This is a genomic window from Aureisphaera galaxeae (genome assembly GCF_028561275.1).
GTDB classification, from domain to species: domain Bacteria; phylum Bacteroidota; class Bacteroidia; order Flavobacteriales; family Flavobacteriaceae; genus Aureisphaera; species Aureisphaera galaxeae.
This window is the reverse complement of sequence record NZ_JAQQTF010000002.1, coordinates 525,664-546,570: the sequence shown is the minus strand read 5'-3', so window position 1 is coordinate 546,570 and position 20,907 is coordinate 525,664. Positions and strand designations below refer to the sequence as shown.

General features: G+C 41.0%; 18 protein-coding genes. 11 read left to right on the top strand and 7 right to left on the bottom strand.

Features of this window, described 5'->3' with window-relative positions; all coding sequences use genetic code 11:
• The first annotated feature begins 53 nt into the window (after positions 1-53).
• From POV27_RS02290 to POV27_RS02280, 3 genes are read left to right on the top strand one after another with little or no spacing between them, the layout of a single operon-like run.
• Positions 54-908, top strand: coding sequence for a lysylphosphatidylglycerol synthase domain-containing protein (locus POV27_RS02290; RefSeq protein WP_272861116.1), 855 nt, complete (start codon positions 54-56; stop codon positions 906-908).
• Positions 905-2,029, top strand: coding sequence for a glycosyltransferase family 2 protein (locus POV27_RS02285; protein WP_272861115.1), 1,125 nt, complete (start codon positions 905-907; stop codon positions 2,027-2,029). The genes POV27_RS02290 and POV27_RS02285 overlap by 4 nt, the downstream gene beginning before the upstream one ends.
• 47 nt (positions 2,030-2,076) lie before the next feature.
• On the top strand, positions 2,077-2,952 hold the full coding sequence (locus POV27_RS02280) for a hypothetical protein (protein ID WP_272861114.1): 876 nt from the start codon (positions 2,077-2,079) through the stop codon (positions 2,950-2,952).
• Here the strand turns inward: POV27_RS02280 and POV27_RS02275 are convergent.
• Positions 2,942-3,430: a hypothetical protein gene (locus POV27_RS02275; RefSeq protein WP_272861113.1), complete on the bottom strand. Its 489-nt coding sequence runs from the start codon at positions 3,428-3,430 to the stop codon at positions 2,942-2,944. The two genes, POV27_RS02280 and POV27_RS02275, sit on opposite strands and share 11 nt — an antisense overlap.
• 157 nt (positions 3,431-3,587) lie before the next feature.
• On the opposite strand from POV27_RS02275, the gene POV27_RS02270 reads away from it, so the two are divergent.
• Together POV27_RS02270 and POV27_RS02265 are read left to right on the top strand one after the other, a co-directional pair.
• Positions 3,588-5,201, top strand: a complete 1,614-nt coding sequence (locus POV27_RS02270; protein WP_272861112.1) for a class I SAM-dependent methyltransferase — start codon at positions 3,588-3,590, stop codon at positions 5,199-5,201.
• Positions 5,202-5,299: 98 nt separating this feature from the next.
• Positions 5,300-7,054: an AraC family transcriptional regulator gene (locus POV27_RS02265; RefSeq protein ID WP_272861111.1), complete on the top strand. Its 1,755-nt coding sequence runs from the start codon at positions 5,300-5,302 to the stop codon at positions 7,052-7,054.
• Here POV27_RS02265 and POV27_RS02260 read toward each other — a convergent pair whose 3' ends face one another.
• Positions 7,055-7,876, bottom strand: a complete 822-nt coding sequence (locus tag POV27_RS02260) for a T9SS type A sorting domain-containing protein (protein ID WP_272861110.1) — start codon at positions 7,874-7,876, stop codon at positions 7,055-7,057. It lies immediately after the preceding gene.
• A gap of 394 nt (positions 7,877-8,270) precedes the next feature.
• On the opposite strand from POV27_RS02260, the gene POV27_RS02255 reads away from it, so the two are divergent.
• Positions 8,271-9,281 (top strand): hypothetical protein, encoded by a 1,011-nt coding sequence (locus POV27_RS02255; protein WP_272861109.1) that lies wholly within the window; start codon positions 8,271-8,273, stop codon positions 9,279-9,281.
• 5 nt (positions 9,282-9,286) lie between these two features.
• The gene (locus POV27_RS02250; protein WP_272861108.1) at positions 9,287-11,308 is read left to right on the top strand and encodes a 3-coathanger stack domain-containing protein; all 2,022 of its coding nucleotides are present in this window, start codon (positions 9,287-9,289) and stop codon (positions 11,306-11,308) included.
• Positions 11,309-11,487: 179 nt separating this feature from the next.
• Here POV27_RS02250 and POV27_RS02245 read toward each other — a convergent pair whose 3' ends face one another.
• The 3 genes from POV27_RS02245 to POV27_RS02235 are packed head-to-tail and all read right to left on the bottom strand — an operon-like array spanning position 11,488 to position 15,081.
• Positions 11,488-12,615, bottom strand: coding sequence for a hypothetical protein (locus POV27_RS02245; RefSeq protein WP_272861107.1), 1,128 nt, complete (start codon positions 12,613-12,615; stop codon positions 11,488-11,490).
• Positions 12,612-13,505, bottom strand: a complete 894-nt coding sequence (locus POV27_RS02240; RefSeq protein WP_272861106.1) for a sugar-transfer associated ATP-grasp domain-containing protein — start codon at positions 13,503-13,505, stop codon at positions 12,612-12,614. Before POV27_RS02240 ends, POV27_RS02245 begins: the two co-directional genes overlap by 4 nt.
• 1 nt (position 13,506) lies before the next feature.
• The gene (locus tag POV27_RS02235) at positions 13,507-15,081 is read right to left on the bottom strand and encodes a 7TM domain-containing protein (protein ID WP_272861105.1); all 1,575 of its coding nucleotides are present in this window, start codon (positions 15,079-15,081) and stop codon (positions 13,507-13,509) included.
• A 251-nt stretch (positions 15,082-15,332) separates the two neighbouring features.
• On the opposite strand from POV27_RS02235, the gene POV27_RS02230 reads away from it, so the two are divergent.
• From POV27_RS02230 to POV27_RS02220, 3 genes are all read left to right on the top strand, one after another.
• Complete coding sequence (locus tag POV27_RS02230; protein ID WP_272861104.1) at positions 15,333-15,695, top strand: BlaI/MecI/CopY family transcriptional regulator; 363 nt, start codon at positions 15,333-15,335, stop codon at positions 15,693-15,695.
• A complete protein-coding gene (locus tag POV27_RS02225) occupies positions 15,692-17,110 on the top strand; it encodes a M56 family metallopeptidase (protein WP_272861103.1) in 1,419 nt (472 codons plus the stop codon). Before POV27_RS02230 ends, POV27_RS02225 begins: the two co-directional genes overlap by 4 nt.
• A gap of 105 nt (positions 17,111-17,215) precedes the next feature.
• Positions 17,216-18,463, top strand: a complete 1,248-nt coding sequence (locus POV27_RS02220) for an alpha/beta hydrolase-fold protein (RefSeq protein WP_272861102.1) — start codon at positions 17,216-17,218, stop codon at positions 18,461-18,463.
• Positions 18,464-18,557: 94 nt separating this feature from the next.
• Here the strand turns inward: POV27_RS02220 and POV27_RS02215 are convergent, their stop codons facing one another.
• Both POV27_RS02215 and POV27_RS02210 read right to left on the bottom strand, forming a co-directional pair.
• Complete coding sequence (locus POV27_RS02215; RefSeq protein ID WP_272861101.1) at positions 18,558-19,925, bottom strand: M56 family metallopeptidase; 1,368 nt, start codon at positions 19,923-19,925, stop codon at positions 18,558-18,560.
• Entirely contained in the window at positions 19,922-20,284 is a 363-nt protein-coding gene (locus POV27_RS02210) for a BlaI/MecI/CopY family transcriptional regulator (RefSeq protein ID WP_272861100.1), read from the bottom strand. Before POV27_RS02210 ends, POV27_RS02215 begins: the two co-directional genes overlap by 4 nt.
• A 110-nt stretch (positions 20,285-20,394) precedes the next feature.
• Here POV27_RS02210 and POV27_RS02205 point away from each other — a divergent pair, with 110 nt between their 5' ends.
• A complete protein-coding gene (locus POV27_RS02205; protein WP_272861099.1) occupies positions 20,395-20,904 on the top strand; it encodes a DUF456 domain-containing protein in 510 nt (169 codons plus the stop codon).
• The last annotated feature ends 3 nt before the right edge of the window (positions 20,905-20,907 follow it).

Genomic DNA, 20,907 nt, shown 5'->3' with positions numbered 1-20,907 from the left:
GCTTGATTGCCCTAAAAGTTTTGATTTTATGCATCACTTTCACGTATATATATTTGAAATTTTCAAGAAATGAGAGTCTTTCGCTGTCTCAATTTACCTCCATTCTTTCCCAGAAACCATGGACACCTTTCCTTCTTTTTTTAGGGCTTGCCGCCGGAAATTGGTTTTTTGAAATATGGAAATGGCACTCCTTGGCCAACACCTTAGAGCGGCTCTCGTTTGGTGAAGCTACAAAGCAAAGTTTGGCCGCCTTTACCGTATCCTTGGCAACCCCAAATCGTATAGGGGAATACGGTGCAAAGGCCTACTTTTTTGAAAGGAAAAAGCGCAAAAGAGTATTACTACTTACGCTCTATTCGAATCTAAATCAGATGTTCGTGACGCTATTTGTAGGAATAATCGGCCTTGCAGCGCTATTTCGATGGGAATTCATCTCCTTTTCCCTTACTAAAATACTACTATCCCTAATAGGGCTAATGGGCCTAGTAACAGCAGGTTATTTACTGAAAGAGAGGGAGTTACTATTAAAAGGCCTTACCTTTGGAAATATCATGAGGTACTATAAAAGTTTCCCTATTTCCGTGAAACTTAAAACACTCTTGTTTTCCGTTTTGCGTTACTCTATTTTCGGATCGCTATTCTTTGTAATGCTTAACTATTTTAATGCAGCCCTAGATATAAGAACTGCTATGCCTCTTATTTTTGTTATGTACTTGTTTGTTTCTATCATCCCCTCGTTCCTTATTTTAGACGTCATCATTCGGGGTGGTGTAGCCATCTGGCTTTTTTCGCTGGTAGGCGTAGACGAAATTACCGTAGTATGTGCTGTTATGACTTCTTGGCTGTTCAATTTTGTCGTACCTGCCCTTTGGGGTAGCCCCTACGTCCTAACCTACAAATCCTCATGACGCTTGTTTTATTTATTGGAATCCTCCTGTATCTAATCACCCTGTTGTGGCTTATTAGAGGCTTTTATAAGCTACCGAATACCGAGCCCAAGAAAACACCGCCCCAAACTCGGTTTTCCATCATTATCCCCTTTAGAAACGAAGCCAAAAACATCCCCGAATTATTGGGATCCCTTTCCCGACTTGACTACCCAAAGGATTTTTATGAAGTGTTATTCATAAACGATGATTCTGATGACAATGGAGAGGAACTGCTTTATGCATCCCGAAGAGAGGTAAAGTTCAACTTCAGGATTCTTCAAAACAAAAGAACCTCTGGCTCCCCAAAAAAAGATGCGCTCCGATTGGGAATTGAAAAAGCCAAATTCGACTGGATCCTAACTACCGATGCCGATTGTCTCGTTCCCCAAATGTGGCTTCAGCATTTTAACCAATGCATCGAAGCATCCCAGCCCCAAATGGTTTGTGGTCCGGTACAATACAGAAATGGGGCTTCGGTATTGGGACAATTTCAGGTACTGGACGGACTTAGCCTTCAATTGGTCGCCATGGGGAGTTTTGGTTGGAAAACCCCCTTGTTGAATAACGGTGCCAACCTGGCCTATACAAAAGAAATATTTGAAGAAGTACAGGGATACGAGGGTAACGACCATATTGCCAGCGGAGACGATGTCTTTTTGTTGGAAAAAGTGCAAAAGGTGAATCCAAAAGGTATTCGGTTTCTCAAGTATCATGATGCCAGCGTCATGACCGATCCCGAAGGGACCTGGGGCAAGGCCATTCAACAACGTATCCGTTGGGCTTCTAAAATTTCGGAACAAAAAAATACATGGGTAAAGGTAATCGGTGTAATCGTCTTCTTTGCCAATTTTCTTTTTTTGGTTTCCTTATTAGGGTTTTCCTTCTTTCCCAAGACAGGTTCCGCATACGTTTCATTTATGCTCCTGAAGCTGGTGTTGGATGTATTGGCGCTTACGACCATGGCGCGTTTCTTTAAAAAACGATTGTCGTTCTTCCCCTCCTTTGTATCCGTACTCACCTATCCGTTTATCATTATGAGTGTGGTTTTTGGAAGCTTGGGAGGCCCCTATACTTGGAAAGACCGAACCCACAGCAAATAAGGGGTTTCAATTATTTTTTTACCTTTAACTAATCCAAATCTTTAGTTATGAAGCGCTTTCCCTTACTCCTTGCCCTTTTCATTTCTTTAGGGCTTTTTGGCCAGCAAGTATATGAAATAGATGGTAATGGCTATTCCCTAAATGTTGAAGTAGAAGGAGAGCTCACCCTACTATGGAATATCATAGATGGGGAATACCGATACTTCTCCAAAAAAGGGGACGACATCCAAGAGCTCAAAAATACGAGGGTAAATAAAGAGTATCAGGAAGAGTACAAGACGGTACTTGCCGAACAAACTTCCAATCATCCTACCTTAACGGATAATAAAGTAAACCTAACCCTTCCCAGCTTACGCCGGTTCTATATTGCTTATAACCGAGCAGTGGACCCAACCTTTTATATGGAAGAACAAAAAGTAGTGCTTAAAGCACGGTTGGGTGGTTTTGCAGGGATGACCAATTATCCTTATATCCCGAATCCTGATAATACACTGCTTCCTCAATTTGGTGTTGATTTTGAGCTTATAGATGAAGCCGGATTAAAAAGGCACAGTCTGTTGTTTCAATTCCGTCAGATAGTGGCTTCTAGCGACTACGATGTAAACTCTTCACAATTTTCATTCAACTACCGCTTTAAGTTCGTGTATACCGATGTGGTAGATATATTCGTGAACACCAAGATTGCGGACTACGTATACATATCGCCCAACATTCCAGATCCCGACAGCAATCCCGATACTGTGGAGACTTTTACGAAGTCGGGTGGGGAATTCCAAGCACCTTTTTCCTTCGGAATAGGAGCCGATATTCCTATTGGAAAAGGATACATCACCCTAGGATATTACGATATCCTAGCTTTAAATTTAAATGACAATGGGGAGTTCCCTATGGATTTCGTAGTAGGATACAAATTCAACCTTTAGCCTTCTCGGTCTTTACGACAATAGGCAATCCAAAACGGGTCTCTACGGGTATGCCTCTTTTGTAAGCCGGAGCCATTTTCGGCAGGGAATCCATACTTTGGCGAATCCAAGACTCCAATAAGGGAATCTGTACTTGCAATGCACTGTCCATCTCCGTTTCTACGTTGGAAAAAGCCCCTTCTTTAGTAATACTGAAACGCACCCAAACCGTATCGTTAAGGTCGTGATGGGTTACCAGTTTTTTTGAAGAAATGGTACGATAAATAGGAGTCGCCAAGGTGGTTTCGAAACATTGCTTTTGTGCTTCCTTTTCGGTAATATGGTCACAGTCCTTGAAGGTGGGGTACTGATCTACGTCTTCCCAATCAATGGCCTTCAATTCTTCTTCGTAAAAAGTTTCCGATGAGATTTTTTCGGTGTCAAACCACTGACAGGAACTTAAAGTAACCAACGTAATCCATAAAAAAGCCTGTCGCATACCACTGTTTCCTAATACCGAATGTACAAATTTTGAAGAAACGGAGGCTAATGGAGTTAAATTTATAGTACATTTATACAAGCATCTCCTCAAGCAAAAATCGTTCATTAAAAACGTACGTTTAATATTCAAGACCGTTGTAGCTATTTCAATTCCTATGAATTCAGATCAAAAAGCAACCTTACGAGGTAAACTGTTCCGTCACCTAGACGGCATCGTAATCGCGCCAACCGCTTATACCCTACTAAAACATGGAGTAACCGATTATTTACTGGAAAACAAAGAAACAACCTTACAAGACCTCTCGACTAGATTCAAAGCCAATGAAGGATATCTGAACATTGCACTAAGAGGTCTGTGTTCGCAAGGATGGCTGGACCATCATGTGGACAATACAACGGGCTCGGTTCACTACAAAATAAATGAACGATCAGGGATAGCCTTCAGTCATTTTCATCTCTATGAAGATGTGACGGACCTGATGAAAATGTCGGAGCACTACCATCCGCGAAAATTTGAAATAGAACCCTTTGTGAAGCTGGAAAGCATTTACAAAAGATACAAATCGAATTTCGGGATTACTTTATCCGAAAATGGACTTCATAAAAGCATTCAAGAGCAGATTTTAACTCATATCGCAGGAATTATCGTTGGCCCTACAGCTGTTCACTTGGGTATGGGAGGTATGTTTCACAAATATTTCATGGAATCTAGATTTAGACCAGAAGAATTCCATGAAAACTATGAAGACTTCGATAGATTGCTGCAAATACTTGCTGAGATGGGTTGGTTTACCATGAAAAATGGTTCCTACGCCTTCACCGATTTCGGATTGTTCTTTGCCAAACGCGCCAGTGCCTACGGTGTCACGGTTTCCTATATCCCTACCCTCCGGAAATTAGATGATTTAATTTTTGGAAATCCATTGATCCTGCAAAGCAGTAGTGGATCGGACGAAATCCATGTAGATCGTGAAATGAATATCTGGGGAAGTGGTGGTGCGCATAGTTCCTACTTTAAGGTGGTGGATGAAATTATCATTGATCTTTTCAATAAGCCCATCAACGAGCAACCCAAGGGTCTTTTGGATATGGGCTGCGGTAATGGAGCCTTTCTTCAGCATCTTTTTTCGGTAATTGAAAATAGAACCCTAAGAGGCACCCTTTTAGATGAATATCCATTACAGATCATTGGAGTAGACTACAACAAAGCAGCTCTAAAAGTGGCCCGAACCCGACTCATTCAGGCCGATATATGGGCTAAGATCATTTGGGGCGATATCGGAAATCCGAAGTTGTTGGCCCAAGACTTAAAGGAAAATTACGACATTCAATTAGAGGACTTACTGAATGTACGGTCCTTTCTGGATCATAACCGTATTTGGGAGGATCCACACAGTAGCCCATCTAGGGTTACGGCGTCCACCGGAGCCTATGCTTACAAAGGCAAAAGAATTGACAACAATCTGGTGGCCGAATCCTTTAAAGAGCATATCGAAAAATGGACTCCTTATGTAGGCAAATTTGGACTGCTGTTGATAGAACTACACACCGTAAAACCGGAACTGGCTGCTGCTAACGTTGGAAAAACTTCGGCCACGGCCTATGATCTTACCCACGGCTATTCCGATCAGTACATTATCGAAATCGACGAGTTTCTTGAATTGATTCGCGAAGCGGGTCTAACGCCCGATATGGATCAATTCAGAAAATTCCCGAATACCGATTATGCGACCATTTCTGTTAGTTTATTGAAAGCGAATAACGAGTAGAAGCAAAAAGTGGGATTAAAATTCAACAGTGTTAAGTATCTTTAACAACAGTAGAAAGTGCTCGCCTACTTTCTCCCACTAACCCTAAGTATACCATTTTGAAGACATTCATCCCCAAACCTTCCAAGCTATATCGATATAGATGTTTGGCGGTTGTTGGCTTTCTTTTCTTTTGGTCGAGTAAACAATTATATGGACAATCGGATACTCAAGTGCCTACTTCGGAGGAAGAAAAGCGAAATTTAATGCTCAAGGGATCCGCGGATGGAGCCAAAATGTTCCTTTTTAAACGTTTGAGCGATACCTCCACTTCGTTTTCAAATTATAATCAGCTTTATCTACAGCGTGGGAAAACATCGAAGAACGATACCATCATCTATAACGCTCATTATCTATCGGGCCTCTACTATCATCATACAAAATCCGAATTTCATATTGCCACCCAATACGCAGACTCGGCACTAGTAGCCGCCCATAACATAGGTGATCCCAAAAAGATATCGAGAACGCGTATTCTAAGGGGAAATTCGGAGTTTGAACAAGGCAACTATGAAAGTGCACTTTCCTCCTATTTGCAAGCCCTTAAAACCGCTAGGGAATCCAACTTGAAGGAAGAAGAAATTTATTCGCTACAAGCCATTGGTCATGTAAGGAAGGAGCTGAAGCAGTTTAAAGAAGGGATCGACATTTACCATCAAGTATTGACACTATTAAAATCTGAAGGATACCAACAAATTGATGCCTACAAAGGATCTTACATCAATGCATTGAACGTACTGGGAATTTGCCACCGGGAATTGGGCGATACCGAAAAAGCCATACAGTATTACAAAGAAGGGTTGCATAAGATTGCCGAATTTGGAATGGAGAATGCCTTTAGGGATCGCGCTATGCTATTATCGGGTATGGGTAAGGCGTATTCAGATCAAGGGGATTACGATATTGCCTTAGACCACCATGAAGTGGCCAAGGAAATCTTCCAAAATGAGAACATTACCAAGAGTCATATTTATTTTCACATTCATCTCTTTATGGCAGAAGCTCTTAAGGGGCAGAAAAACTATGATCAAGCCTTATCGACTTTGGGAAATGCAGTTTCCCATGCGGAAGAAAATGTGTATTCCGATGTTTTTATTGAAATCTGCGATTTGGCGGTGGATTTGGCAAGGCGATTGAATGACAACCAAGAAGTTTTGAAGTACAGTTCGCTTCGCATCAAAATTACCGATTCCATTCACAAGGAAAATGTATTAACTCGTGACCTAATTAACGAAGATCTTACCGAAACCAATGAACAGCTCATAACCGATAATGAGACAAAATCGGCACGGCTGAAACGAACCAGAATATTCATTTTCATCTTATTGGCTTCTCTCCTGGGCTCCTTTTCTTTCTATCGCTACAATCTTTCCCGTAACCGGAAGAAATTCCGTCTGCTCATGGAGAAAATGCAAGATGAAAAGAAGGAACCTACTGCACCCAACAGCATCATATCCGACGAAAAGGCCCATAAAATACTTATGCAATTGCAAAAACTGGAAGAGAGGCAGTTCTTCCTGAAAACCGACTGCAGTTTGCACAAAACCGCAACGAAGCTAAAAACGAACACCTCTTACCTATCCAAAATCATTAACTCCTACAAGCAAAAAACCTTTAAGGAATACATTAATGAACTTCGAATTGCCTTTGTCATGGACCAAGTAAAAGAAAATCCCCGTTTCCGTATGTACACCATTAAGGCTATTGCAGAGGAAACGGGGTATAAAAGTGTGAATACCTTAAACTCGGCGTTTAAAAAGCACACCCAACTAAGCCTGTCCTATTACATAAAACAATGCAGCAAAGAACCTTAATTACTTGCGTATCAGGGTTCCATTAATCACTTGATCCTGGGAAATAATTTTATAATAATACACACCAGAACGCAACCCATTATTTTGATACTCCAACTCTTGTAATTGCTTTCCCCTGTAGATTTTGGAATCCGATAGAATTCCTTTGTTATTGTAGATTTCCAAAAGTACCGAAGATGAGAATTTTTGGTTGCTCACATCAAATCGTACGGTATCGGTGAAAGGGTTGGGGTATATACTTATTTTCTTTGAAGTTTCCGCTACCAATCTTCCCGTATTACAATGACGTAGGGGATCTTGGCTAGGCACGGAAATGTTCAAATTTAGAACTGAAGAGGCTAGCCATTTCCCGCTAGATTGCTCGAAAAGGTCAAAATCGAACGCATTGGCCCCTCCTGTTAAAAGATTGGCTGGCCCATCTACGGGAAGCGTAAGTTGCTGAAAAGTGAATGTCTGTGTACCACTTGTACACACAGGTGGAATAACTACGCCGCCCAATCCCCCGCGATATTCGTTACAAGTAGACACATTAACATGCCAACCCGATGATTGGATCATGTCTAAGTTGAATTCTGGCGTACAAGCGATACTATTGTTTTGTACGATAACATGAAAGATGACATAATCCGTTTGTGAAATTTGAGGAGGAAGGTTATTCACCGTCATGGAGACATCCTGTTCTCCTCCCGGAACATCTGAAACCACAATCTCAATATGACCATAATGAGGATGGGGTGAAAAGGCATAAAAATCTGAAGGATTGGCAAAACCACTCAAATTAAAAAGGGAAAAAAACGATAGTAGAAAAAAGATCTTTTTCATAGTAAAATGCGATTTAAGTTAAACAGAAATAAAAGTAATTGTTCACATAGCATTTGACAAAAAGAGTGACTGTCAATTTCATAAAATTGAGTGAGAATATTCTAAATCAGAATACTGATTATCAGTTTATTAAATTTCATTTTGGCGATACTTAGTCCATTTCCAATTGAACTTACTAAATCCCAAATTTTATGGGGCATCAATTTTATAAAACTGATAAATACTTCCTTTTTACGCTTACTTTTTAGGCCTACTTTCGAAATGGATTAAGAAGTCGTGCACCTTCATTTTCCAAATTTAAATTCTATGGAATGGAGCTCCTTTATACGTAATAAGCCATAGCATTTATTCAAATTGTTCAATACACATTTTATCAATTCTAAATTTTAATTCTATGAAAAATAAAATATTAATTATAGCCCTTTTTATGGGATCTTTATGTATCCCTTCAATGATTCAAGCCCAAAACACAGTTCCTGCGAGCGGGGATGTTGGTTTGGGAACCAACACGCCCAGAAAGCAATTGCATGTACATAGCCCTAGTGGAGATCAGGCTTTATTTTCTGGTGTTGCTCCTAGTATTATTTTTTCTCAAGATCATCTTTCTTCTGAAGTATCTGATCTAGAATTGCTTTATCGTCCGAGTTTTGGATTGGCTACGGCTTCCGGTCAGTTTTTTACGACTGCCGCTGCTGGTGACTTTTCCATTCGAGGAGGAGATGGAAATATATTATTTGGAACCATGTCCGATCTTACTACCAGCGCCCAGATAAATGAACGGATGCGTATTACCAATGACGGTAAAATTGGGATTGGAACGACTACCCCTGAAAAGAGGTTAGATGTAAATGGAAACCTAGGTAATGGCGGTTTTAAGCTAAGACAGAATTCGGGTGACTTACAAATGCGTAGGTTCGGTGCTGGCGACCTAGTTTGGAAAAAAGCTTTGGTTCCGGAAGTGACGACCACCAATCAATCGTTACTCAAGATAAACTTCGGTGGGGATTTTGATGCCGGTGTTGTGGTAGAAGGCCCAAAAATGGAAGTTACGGGAGCCTTAGGTGTTGGAGGATACGAAATCATTGAACCCGGATATGCGCTTTCTGTAAAAGGAAAGATCATTGGTGAGGAGTTAAAGATAGAAACCTATGCCAATTGGCCTGACTATGTTTTTGAAGAAACCTATTCTCTGCTCCCACTTTCCCAATTGGAAAAAGAAATTAAAACCCTTGGGCATTTACCAAACATGCCTTCTGCCGAAACCGTGGCCAAAGAAGGATACAATGTAAGTGAGATGAATGCCAAACTTTTGGAAAAGGTGGAGGAGTTAACCCTTTATGTTATCCAACTAAATGAAGACTTGGAAGCCTTAAAAGCTGAAAATACCAATAACCATAAAAACTAGAGGTTATGAAAAGGTATATTTTCTTAATTATTATAGCACAACTCCTTTCAGTTCACAGTTTATATAGTCAGGAAAAAGTTGATTATAGAATTGACAATTGGAGATATTGGAAGGAAAAAGCGGAACAAGGAGTCATCCCTTTCAATCCAGACACTCCTCCCAAACCTCCCATTTACGTAGGAGAAAAGAATAGAATGATGGATTCCCCAGACATCGTTTTACTTACGGGCAAAGGCATTACTCAAAGTGAAAATTCCGTATTCGTTAATCCCGATGACAATCAATCCGTTTTAAACGCAAATAATTCTACAATAGGAAGTACGAGACTCGGCACAAACGCACTGTTTTCCTTCGATGGTGGAGTAACGTGGATAGGTGATGAAAATGGAGTTCCCGAAAGTATTAGTGATCCAGCTGCAGCCATTAGTAATAATGGAACCAGTTATGTTGGGTATATTACCGAAGAAGGTTTTAACCAAGGTGTATCTATTTCATACGATAATGGTGCTACTTGGACTCCAAGCAGCGTTGCTACCGACATTGGGAAACTGGATAAAAACCATTTATGGGTTGACAATACTGCAACAAGTCCATTTCTAGGTAATACATACAGTGCTTGGACAAACTTCAATGGCATTAACGATGGACAGATTGAGTTTTCCAAATCTACAGATAATGGTATCTCATGGACCCCTCCAATAAGTATAAGTAATAATGTACAAGCATTATTTTCAAATCATGGCGTAAATATCCAAACAGGACCCAATGGGGAAGTCTATGTTGTTTGGGCTATCTATGATGATACCAGTCCGGAAACAACAAAGGAAACCGCCATTGGTTTTTCCCGGTCTACAGATGGGGGTGTAAGCTTCGAACCTGCTACTCGTATTCTAAATAACATTCAAGGAATACGATGGGTTCCAGGAGCGTTCCCTCCTGTTCACAGTAAATTTATGCGGACCAATTCTTTTCCCGTAATGACGGTGGATCTTAGTGGAGGACCAAATAACGGTACTATATACCTTGTTTGGGCCAATAATGGCTCACCGGCAATCAATGGGAAAAAGCCAGCCGCCAAAGCAGGAAACGATATTAGTATCTATATGATTTCCTCTCAAGACAATGGCAACACGTGGTCCATCCCCAGTAGGGTAAACCAAGATCCTCTGGGCAATGTTCAGTATTTCCCGTGGATCACCTGCGACCCTGTTACAGGTAATCTGAGTGTAATTTTTTATGACGATCGGAACGTTGGCGGCACCGACTTGGAGACTTGGGTCGCCAATTCTACGGATGGAGGCCAAACCTGGGACGAGTTCAGGGTAAGCGATGTTTCTTTTACACCGGCACCTATCCAAGGATTAGCTGGAGGATATATGGGGGATTACTTGGGTATATCGGCCAGAGGAGGCCGTGTTTATCCTGTTTGGACCGACAATAGGAGCGGTAACGCATTGTCCTATACCTCTCCGTATACCCTTGGGAGTGGCAATTGCCCAGTAGATGTAACCATAACAGATGATGTTCTTTCAGGCGAAACGGACTTCCAAGAAGCATCGGGATCAATCACTGCCACCAATACTCTTTTTTCAGGTGCAGAGGCCTCGTACAATGCTAGTGAACTAACATTTTTGCCGGGGTTTCATGCTCAAATAGGTTCTGTATTGAGTGCTACATCCGTAGGATGTATTCCATCCCTAAAGGGATCTAACCAAGCTTTGGTTAAGAAGCATGAACCAAGATTAAGCTCCCGTTATGAAGAGGATACCAATGCTATTGAATTGAGTGTTTTCCCAAACCCTTCGAAAGGGCTGTTTACCATTTCACTTAAGGAAGAAATCATATCCGATTTTAGAGTTGAGATTTATAGTATGAGTCGTGGATTAATGTATGCCAATACTCTCAATAAGGATGAATTAGACAACTTCCAAGTAGATATTTCCCGATTTCCAGATGGCATTTATATCCTCAAGTTGGTAGATTCCAAAAGCCAAAAGGTATTTACGGGAAAAGTTATCAAAAATTGAAAATGATACGGCGTCAGCTATTAATTTCTTAATTAGAAAATTCATTTCAAAAAATGCTACTGAAATAGAAAATCGCATCGAAACAGGTAATAATTACTTCATCGGTGAACGATTAAAATGCGAGCCCTGAAGCGATTCCATAATTGTGACGGGGTTTCGCTCTGTTATCTGGCAAATCATTACAACTGCCAGCTAAATCCAATACCCACATACTGATTTGTATAACCCCTAAAGGAACGCGCTTCCAAATCGGTGTAATTGGTTGTGCGTACCCTACTGTAAGCAGAGAGAGTAGCGTATAGATTATTTCCTAAAGAATGCTCCAAGGAGAGGTTGAAATTGGCATATTCGTATTTAATTTTTTCACCAATTAATCCTTCATTGTCCCGTGCTTCCAATGTCCTATAATCCCTTGTTAAATAAGAAAAGGACCCTCTTATCTTGGTTCTGGGGGTAGTCACTCTCAAAGCCAACTTGGGACCGTATTGGGTAAATCCGGATCGTTCTTCGAGCACATCCGTTCGTATACTTATTTGATAACTTGGTACTACCTCCACAGCTTTACTTATCGGAAATTCATAAAATACATTTCCCCTTAAATAACGCCAATCCCTTTCGCCATTAGGCACCTCGTTAGAAGCATTGAAAGTGTCGTACAATCGTTGCTTGTAGGTTCCCGAAATTCCGAAGCGATGTTTCAATTCATTCGGCTTGAAAGACTGGACACTACTAAGCGTCACTCCTTTTTCATCGAACTGAAGGTCACGAATACCAAATGCATCGAAATTTCTGAAATTATAGAATACCTCCAATGTTGTCTTGTTCCGCTTTAGCCAACGCCCCTCCACTCCTGCTGCCACTCCATAATTGGTGTACCCCAAAGGATTGATGAGGACATCTTGGGCGCCGTCCAATCCTTCACGATTCATGCGTTTAAAGGAAACTTCGGCCAAAAACTTCAGCTTTCGGGTCCACTTATAGCTGTAATTGGCCCGGATACGTGCTTGCCAATACGAATCGTCTGTTTGATCGTAAAAAATCCGCGCTTCCGGCGATGCGTATAGCGAAAAGCCATGGTATCCCCACTCCTTTTTTAATCGGTACGAAGCTCTCACATCCTGAAAGGCACTGCTCGAAATTAAACTATCGGCTTCCAAAAGAACCTCATCGCGTATGAGTTGATCCGGACTTTTAAAATAGTTGTATTCATATCCTCCTTGGGTTTCCAGTTCCCACTTTTGTTCGGTTTGGGCTGCTAGAACGAAAGGCAGGCCCACAATTAGGGCAAGGGTGATGATTTTTTTCATGATAGTAGGTTTGAGGTTATTAGGTTTTCATTGATAGATTGCTGAAGCCCGCAGCGATTCACTAGTTGAATCCCCAATCCGGGGCGAACGTTTACTTCCATGATCTGCGGGCCTTCAGCCTCATCAATCACAATGTCGATTCCTAAATAGTCCAGCGGAAATATTTCCGCTGTTTTTTCGGATAGTGTCAATATCTCTTCCCAGTACGGAATCTCCTTTCCGTATACCGGATTGGGATTATCGGGATGATGGTGCGTATATCTTTTTCCATCGTATACCTGGGTAAGAACCCCTTTTCCCATATGGATGCCGATGCCCACTCCTTTCTGGTGTAAATTCGCCTTTCCATCGCTCTCTGAAGTGGGCATACGAAGCATCGCCATAATTGGGGTTCCTTTCAATGTTATCACTCTAAAATCCGGAACCCCGGCATTGTATATTTCGGCAAAGAATGGATGGGGCACAATGCATTTTTCGATAAGGCAACTGTCTAAAGAGTTCATGGAAAAGAATCCTGAAACGATGCTGGTAATGTGTTTATACACTTCAGTGTCGGTCCAAACCCTTCCCCCAGATCTAAAGTTCCCTTCACTGTCCTTCTTTAGGATTTTAATCCCGTCGCCTCCACAGCCATTGGCGGGTTTAATAGCCACGGCATCATACTGCTTACATTGCTCCCATTTTCTCTTTATGTTTCCCGTTTTCCGAATCACTGCATAGGTAGTTGCCGTAGCAATTTTGTGTGCTTCCAAAAGCTGTTTCGTAAGCACTTTATCATCTGCCAAACGGTAATGTTTTCTATGATTATGACGGTACACCAGCTCTAAATTGCGGCGGTTAATTCCCATGACCCCTTTGGGGTTTTGTATTTGAAAAAGCTTATAAAACATCTTAAATCGTTTTGAAATCCAACAAGGGCTTAAAGCGTATCAGTTCTGTCCAACGGAACCCTACATAGCGTCCCAGTAAAATGGATCCTAGGATAATAAACAGGATGACTTCGGGGAATAGCATGAGCACAGCGCCCAAGGACTTTACGGAAAGAATGAGATAGCAAAAACTTACGGCTATAAGGGTCTGAAAGAGAATGCCACTGGCCTTTCCGAAACCATCTTCAACGATAAGATTGGAAAACTTCTCTGCCGAAATCGTTAGGATGATGATGGGGAAAAAGGTTAAGGCCGATAGCCACGGGGTTTGTGTAGCCCATCCCAAATAACTTCCCAACAGCATGATGACCACCATAACACTTAGGGAAATGACAAGTTTAGGCGTATGCAACAGTCCGATACTCTGAAAAGGTCTGGATACGGCTCCCACCAAGAAAATAAGAAATAGGAACAGTAGCAATCCCAATCCATAACCTGTTTCGAAAAGGGAAAAGGCAATGAGTACAGGAAGGAACACCCCGAACGTTCGCAGCCCAACTACATTTCGTAAAAAGGCTACGAAAAACCCTCCCAAAGGTAGCATGAGCAACAGAAAAAGATTCTTTTCTGAAATCAATTTGTGCTTTACCAAAGGCACTAGTGAAAAAGGGGTAGCGTCTTCTACATTCTGAAATGCCATTCCCATAAACTGAACGGTAGATTCTTCCTGAATATCGTAGGTATAGTCGAACTCCATATCGGTAGATCGGGAAAGCAATGCTTCATCTCCTTGATAGATTTCCAAATAATGCGCTGGTAAATAGGCAAAATGGTTATTTGTTGTATCGAAAGGAACCCATTGTCCATTGATAAAAACTTCGACCCAAACATGAGATGTACGCTTACTGGTATTTTCTAATACAATGCCTCCTTTCAGTCGTGAGGGCATACCCAAGTTTCGGGTCAAAGCCAAAAACAATCGGCTCTTTCCATTGCATGATGCGCTCTTTCTGTCTAAAACGGATACAGCATCGGTACGTGTTCGTATCGGGGCGGTTGGAATGTTAGCTACATAAGCATACATCTTTTCAAGCTTAGTCTTGTCATTGGAAGCTTCCTGGGTAAGGTCCTTTGCCAATTGGGCTATCCTAGGGTGATGTACTTGCACAAAATCGGTAGCGACTAAGAATTGGTGATAAGTAGCAGGGGCCGTATCGAACTGCTTGGGTAATGCATAATGCTTCGATTTTCCCGTGAAAGTGAAACTATGTTCCAACTCACCATAGGTGTTGGACTCGCTTGTGAGCCACTCTCCCAAAACGTTATCATTAAATGGTTCCCGGGATGCCGTGGTATTCATCGTTTTGGGGAGGGCTGCTTTAGATATTTGTTGTCTGTTGTTGCTTTGAGGAATGAACCATTTTATTTTGGCTCCGTTTTCCTGGGTTTTGTAATAGTATTTGTTGGTTACGGTAAAAAGGGATTCTCCATTAAAATCCATTCGGGTTTCCGAAAGGGAAATAGCTTTGGAGATAGAAAATGCACCAATGATAAGTGCAGCGATGGTCAGGGCGATTTGTAGGCGGTTTTTTTTCATAGGCGGTATTTGAAATTAAAACAACAGACTGCGAAAACCTCCTGAAAGTTTTTAAAAATTTAACAAGTGTGCTTTTCTAATATTCTGACATACAGATGATTTTAAATTTTTAAAAAATAGCTTTAACAAAAACAAAGGAAGAGAATCCCCTCGGCCTTTCAACACTTTATGGCATGTTTTCATCTTTTTGACTAAAAAATTAGTTTAAACTAAATGTTTAGTTATATTTGTGTGTGAAATAAATCATTAAAATGAAACAGCTCACCAAAGCAGAAGAGGAAATCATGCAGATCTTATGGGATCTCGAAGAAGCCAATGTGGCTACTATTGTTAGTCATTTCCCTGAGCCAAGACCCGCAAACAATACCGTATCCACCATCATACGAATATTAGAAAGCAAAGGCTTCGTAAGCTACCGAAAGGAAGGACGTGGACATATCTATTTCCCTGTGGTCGAAAAGCAGGAATACAGCCACCAATCGGTGAACAAATTGGTAAAGAACTACTTTGACGGTTCCTTTAAGAGCATGGTCTCTTTTTTTATGAAGAATAATGATATCGGTGTTAATGAACTAGAATCCATTCTCAAGGAAATAAACAAGAAAGAAAAATGACAGTGTATTTTTTAGAAGTATTGGTGTTCCAAGGGATTTTCCTCTTGGCCTATGACCTGTTCCTTGGGAGGGAGACCTTCTTTGATGCGAACAGGGCTTACCTCCTAATCACTCCTCTTTTGGCTATGGCACTCCCCTTTGTCGAGATCGACCTTTTCAGGGAAGCCATGCCCGAGCAATACCTTTTCCAATTGCCCGAGATTGTTATCGGGGACGGATTAGCGGTAACAGATATTCCGAATACGGAAACGTCAGAAGCTCTCAATATCCCCATGTTGGTGTGGGTTTTTGGAATATTTCTGACCCTCGTGTTTTTTATTAAAAAACTTTGGAGAATCCACACCCTGAAAAGAACTGGAGATGTAACCAAACATGACGGTTTCAATCTCATCGTTTTGCCTGAAAGAGATTGCGCCTTTACATTCCTTAACAACATATTCATTGGGGAAAGCATTTCCGCCCAACAACGGGAACACATATTACTGCATGAACGAGTGCATGTGAATCAATATCATACTTGGGACCTACTCTTTTTTGAAGTACTGCGTATGGTGTTTTGGTTCAACCCGATGGTTTACCTGTATCAAAAAAGAATGGCAACCTTACAAGAATACACTGCCGATGCCTCTGTTGCCAAGAAAAAAGGGAAGAAAGAATACTATGGGGGACTTTTGTCTCAAGTATTCGGAACAGAAAATATAACATTCATCAATACATTTTTCAATCATTCATTAATCAAAAAACGATTCACAATGTTACAGAAATCAAATTCTAAAAAGCGCCTAAAATTGAAGTACTTGCTCCTTATACCTCTTGTTGGCGGTATCCTGCTTTATACCTCCTGCACCCAGGATACATCTGGCCAAGCGAATGAAACGGCAGACCTAGAAAGCAAATCCCAAAGTGAAATAATGCAGAAAATAGCAGAACTAAAGGAATCTATTGCAGCCAAAGGAAGCATGACCCCAGAGGAAGAAGAAGCCCTTAAAATACTCTATGTCCTTACCAATCCTAAAGGAGTACATGTGGAGGAATTCGATGACGTAAAAGACAAGGCGGCCATTCCGTTTGGTGTTATACACAAAGTGCCCACATTCCCAGGATGCGAGGGTATAGAGGATGCCGCAGCAGCAAAAAAATGCTTTTCAGAGAAAATGATGCAATATGTAGCGTCCAACTTTAATGCAGATATAGGCAAGGACCTTGGATTGGTGGGTCGCCAACGGATTTCTGTACAGTTCATGATCAACACCCAAGGAAAAGTTACTGATGTAAGAGCTAGAGCTCCCCACCCTACATTGGAGAAGGAATCCATTAGGGTTGTATCTAATCTTCCCCTCTTCGAACCCGGACAGCACCAAGGAAAAGCTGTAACGGTTTCGTACCATCTTCCCATCGTCTTTGATGTAGAATAATCTAATTGAACAATCCCTATAGTTATTTATAAGTGGTGTTCCCTGTAAGGAACAAACACTAGGATAACTATGGGATTTTTGCACATATAAAAGCAGTTTATCGACATGAATAACAAACACATTTTTTGCATTCTCGCACTTTTTATTTCCATTGGTGCAAGTTCTCAAAGCTCAACGGAAACTGAATTTCTGTTTCAATTTGGAGTAAAGGACAGTATTCATTCTCAGGTGCTGAATGAGAATCGAACGTTCTGGATTCAACTCCCCAATGGTGGTAATCTTGAAGAAGGCGTGGAATACCCAGTGTTATACCTTCTAGATGGGCGTATGCATTTTGATGCTATCGCCGCTACATTAAATCACAACTCCCCCGCCTGGATACCGTCCATGATTGTCGTCGGTATTTCGAACAGAGAAAATAGAAACCGGGATTTAACGACTTCAAAGGTTACACATAGAAGAGGGTTTCCTTTTAGAGGAGAGTCCGGCGAGGCGGATAAATTCATTCAGTTTTTAAAAGATGAACTCATCCCCTATATAGACGCTACGTTCCCCACGTTAGATTATAGGACATTGGTGGGGCACTCCTACGGCGGACTTTTTACCATTAATGCCTTCCTTAAACACACGGATTTGTTCAACAACTACTTGGCAATAGACCCGAGTTTGGATTGGGATAACCAAAAACTCTTAAAGGAATCGAAAGGTATTTTGAAAAAGAAAACATTCGATAATACATCCCTTTTCATAACTCTTGCCAATGGTTTATTTAGGTTCCGGGAAGATTTGAACGTATACAACGTCATGACAGACACTACAGACGTTTCTTTGGGCATGCGCTCTAATTTTGACTTTATAAAGACCATACAATCCGCTAAAAAGGACGGAATAAAATTTTCATGGAAATTATATGAAAACCAAATCCATGGAACCGTCCCTTTAATTTCCATTCATGATGGACTAAGGGAGATTTTTACATGGTATAGGCTAGAGAATGCGCACATTTACAACAATCTTGATATACCCACCGAAGATTTGGTTGATGTCATTTCTTACAGGGAAGAGAAATTATCTAAGCATTTTGGTAAAAAAACACCGCCCTTTGAAGAAAATTTGTTGAATATGCTTGGATACATGTCAATGGATAGCGGCAATATGGGTAAGGCTAAGAAAATCTTTGAATTAAACATGGAGTATTATCCAACCAGTGCCAATGTGTATGATTCGATGGCAGATTATTACATTGCCCAAAAAGACAAGAAAAATGCACTGACCTACCTGCGAAAAGCTTTCGAAATAAGCAATAGCGAGGCTCATAAAAAAAAGATGGAAGATATCCTTAATATGGACTAAGAAATACTTGTCGTTATGGTTCTTTCAGCATGGAAGGCATAAACAAAAAAGCCGAAGGAATTCCTTCGGCTTTTTCAATCATAACACCATTAACTTATTGCAATTTAAAAATAATAGGAAGGGAATATACTACGGTTACAGGCTTACCATCCTTTTTACCAGGTTGCATAACGGGCAGTTTGCTCACCGAAGAATAAGCCATTTTCTCTAAGATTGGATGTGGTGCACGACTTCTTACATCGGTTATCACACCTTCTTTGTTAATTTTAAATTGAACCACAATTCGTTGTGCTCCTTCAATGTCGGAATCCTTTGGAATATCACGGTCGAAATTTTCCATCACGAATTGTGCAACTTTCTGATTAAAGCATTGTTGTGCTTCTTTTCCTGTTAACCCTTCACAGCCCGGATAAATAGGCGGTTCGGTAAGTACCGCGAACGGAATGGCATCGGACTCTACGTCGGAACCCAATCCTTTTCCCTTAGGTTTACCAGCATATTCTTGGGCCATCAACTCCTTTAACTCCTTGGTTTCTGCTTGGGTGATTTCACCCTGGTCCAACGCCTTCTTTAGTTCCGCAATTCTTTCGGTACTCGATGTTTCTGAGGCCTTAGGATCCTCCTGCGCACAAGAGGAATAGAACATCATGAGCCCTACCACGGGAAGCAGCAAAAGGTATTTTAGTTGAAGGATTTTACTTGATCTTGATTTTTGTAACATAACGATTCGTTTTTTGATTAATGAATGATTAAAAAATGTATTGATGAATGAAATTGATTCTGTTTGAAAGACCGACGACAACAAACTTTCATAATAGTCCTTCTTGCCTCCGAAGGTCATGGCCTTTTGATCGGCAATATATTCTTGCAGGGTGGTAATGCGCTTCTGATACACGTACATGAGTGGATTGAACCAAAAGATGACACGCAATAACTCGAACCACATTAAATCCCAGGTATGTCTCTCTTTTACGTGTACCTGCTCATGGCGAAGAATGCTCTTTCGTTGCTTTTCGGTAAGGTCCCTTCCCAAAAATATATTCCTAAAAAAACTAAAGGCAATGGTGGTATTGGGAAGCTCGATGAGTGTAAATTCGTTGCTTTTCACTACGGTTCCTTTTCGCTTCAACTGAAGATACCGCAGCCATTTTCTTCCGAAGAGCAATAAACTGCCGAGTACTCCCAGCACCCAAACCAGTGTCATATAGGGAAATCCGGTCGTAGTCGTTTCTGGAGTTTTGGTGGCTCCAATGATAATTTCCGGAAGTTGAAAGTGATATACCTCGGGCACACTTTCCCGAATGATGGAAATTTCGGCTAAAGGAATCACAATACTCAACAATGGGGTAAAGAGCAGATAAGCTCTATTCAAATTAAAGAAGGTTTCCTTCTTCAGGAACAGATCATAAACAGCCAAAAAGAGCAATTGGCAAACAATTACCTGTAAAATATAATGTGTCATTTTTCTTCCTTATTAATTTCCTTTAAGATGGACTCCAACTCCTGCATACTAATGTCGTTCTTCTTCATAAAGAAGGAAACCATACTCTTAAAGGAACCTTGAAAGTATCCATCTACCAATTTATTCATAGACTCATGACTATAGTCCGATTTCTTCACCAAGGGAAAGTAAATATGCCCCCTTCCCTCTTTTCTATACCCTACAAAACCTTTGTTTTCCAATATCCTTACAATAGTGGAAACTGTATTGTAGGCAGGCTTAGGATCGGGCAAATGATCGATCACAGCGGCAACATTGCCTTCTTCCAAATCCCAAAGGATTTGCATTATGTCTTCTTCTGCTTTTGTAAGTTGTTTCATAACTTGATCCCGTTTTACAATGCTAATATAACTAAAAAATTAGTTTAAACTAATTTTTTAGTTGAAAATATTGTAACAATGCTCATTCTAATGCGTCTTACAGTGCGGTTATGGATTTACTTTTTGTCATTATAGGGCTTATTTTAATGCTCGTAGGTATTGTTGGGAGCATCCTCCCCGTAATACCTGGTACGCCCATTTCCTGGTTGGGCCTTATTGTATTGTACCTAGCCCCTTCCTTGGAATTCGATTGGGTGTTTATTTCGATTACCGGAGTGGTCGCTATTGCCATTTATATTCTCGATTACCTCATCCCAGCCATGGGAACCAAGAAGTTTGGTGGTTCTAGGGCAGGCGCTTGGGGAACAACCATAGGACTACTTGTAGGAATCATTGCCCCCATTCCCTTTGGAATACTAATCGGCCCCTTCGTGGGAGCCTTGGTGGGCGAATTAGCATTTAACGAAACCGAAGGTCCCAAAGCCTTTAAAGCAGCCCTAGGATCCTTTATGGGATTCTTAGCGTCTACATTTATGAAGTTTTTTGCAACCTGTGTGTACCTAGGTATCTTTGTATATCATGTATACAAAAACTGGAGTTTGTTGGATTTCCCTTTCTAAAAA

Excerpts from the sequence above, each read along its gene's own strand:
- POV27_RS02240 (WP_272861106.1), bottom strand. The coding sequence starts at position 13,505 with ATGTTTTATAAGCTTTTTCAAATACAAAACCCCAAAGGGGTCATGGGA.
- POV27_RS02215 (WP_272861101.1), bottom strand. The coding sequence starts at position 19,925 with ATGACACATTATATTTTACAGGTAATTGTTTGCCAATTGCTCTTTTTG.
- POV27_RS02270 (WP_272861112.1), top strand. The coding sequence starts at position 3,588 with ATGAATTCAGATCAAAAAGCAACCTTACGAGGTAAACTGTTCCGTCAC.
- POV27_RS02250 (WP_272861108.1), top strand. The coding sequence starts at position 9,287 with ATGAAAAGGTATATTTTCTTAATTATTATAGCACAACTCCTTTCAGTT.
- POV27_RS02230 (WP_272861104.1), top strand. The coding sequence starts at position 15,333 with ATGAAACAGCTCACCAAAGCAGAAGAGGAAATCATGCAGATCTTATGG.
- POV27_RS02285 (WP_272861115.1), top strand. The coding sequence starts at position 905 with ATGACGCTTGTTTTATTTATTGGAATCCTCCTGTATCTAATCACCCTG.
- POV27_RS02280 (WP_272861114.1), top strand. The coding sequence starts at position 2,077 with ATGAAGCGCTTTCCCTTACTCCTTGCCCTTTTCATTTCTTTAGGGCTT.
- POV27_RS02275 (WP_272861113.1), bottom strand. The coding sequence starts at position 3,430 with ATGCGACAGGCTTTTTTATGGATTACGTTGGTTACTTTAAGTTCCTGT.
- POV27_RS02260 (WP_272861110.1), bottom strand. The coding sequence starts at position 7,876 with ATGAAAAAGATCTTTTTTCTACTATCGTTTTTTTCCCTTTTTAATTTG.
- POV27_RS02235 (WP_272861105.1), bottom strand. The coding sequence starts at position 15,081 with ATGAAAAAAAACCGCCTACAAATCGCCCTGACCATCGCTGCACTTATC.
- POV27_RS02255 (WP_272861109.1), top strand. The coding sequence starts at position 8,271 with ATGAAAAATAAAATATTAATTATAGCCCTTTTTATGGGATCTTTATGT.
- POV27_RS02225 (WP_272861103.1), top strand. The coding sequence starts at position 15,692 with ATGACAGTGTATTTTTTAGAAGTATTGGTGTTCCAAGGGATTTTCCTC.
- POV27_RS02245 (WP_272861107.1), bottom strand. The coding sequence starts at position 12,615 with ATGAAAAAAATCATCACCCTTGCCCTAATTGTGGGCCTGCCTTTCGTT.
- POV27_RS02220 (WP_272861102.1), top strand. The coding sequence starts at position 17,216 with ATGAATAACAAACACATTTTTTGCATTCTCGCACTTTTTATTTCCATT.
- POV27_RS02210 (WP_272861100.1), bottom strand. The coding sequence starts at position 20,284 with ATGAAACAACTTACAAAAGCAGAAGAAGACATAATGCAAATCCTTTGG.
- POV27_RS02205 (WP_272861099.1), top strand. The coding sequence starts at position 20,395 with ATGGATTTACTTTTTGTCATTATAGGGCTTATTTTAATGCTCGTAGGT.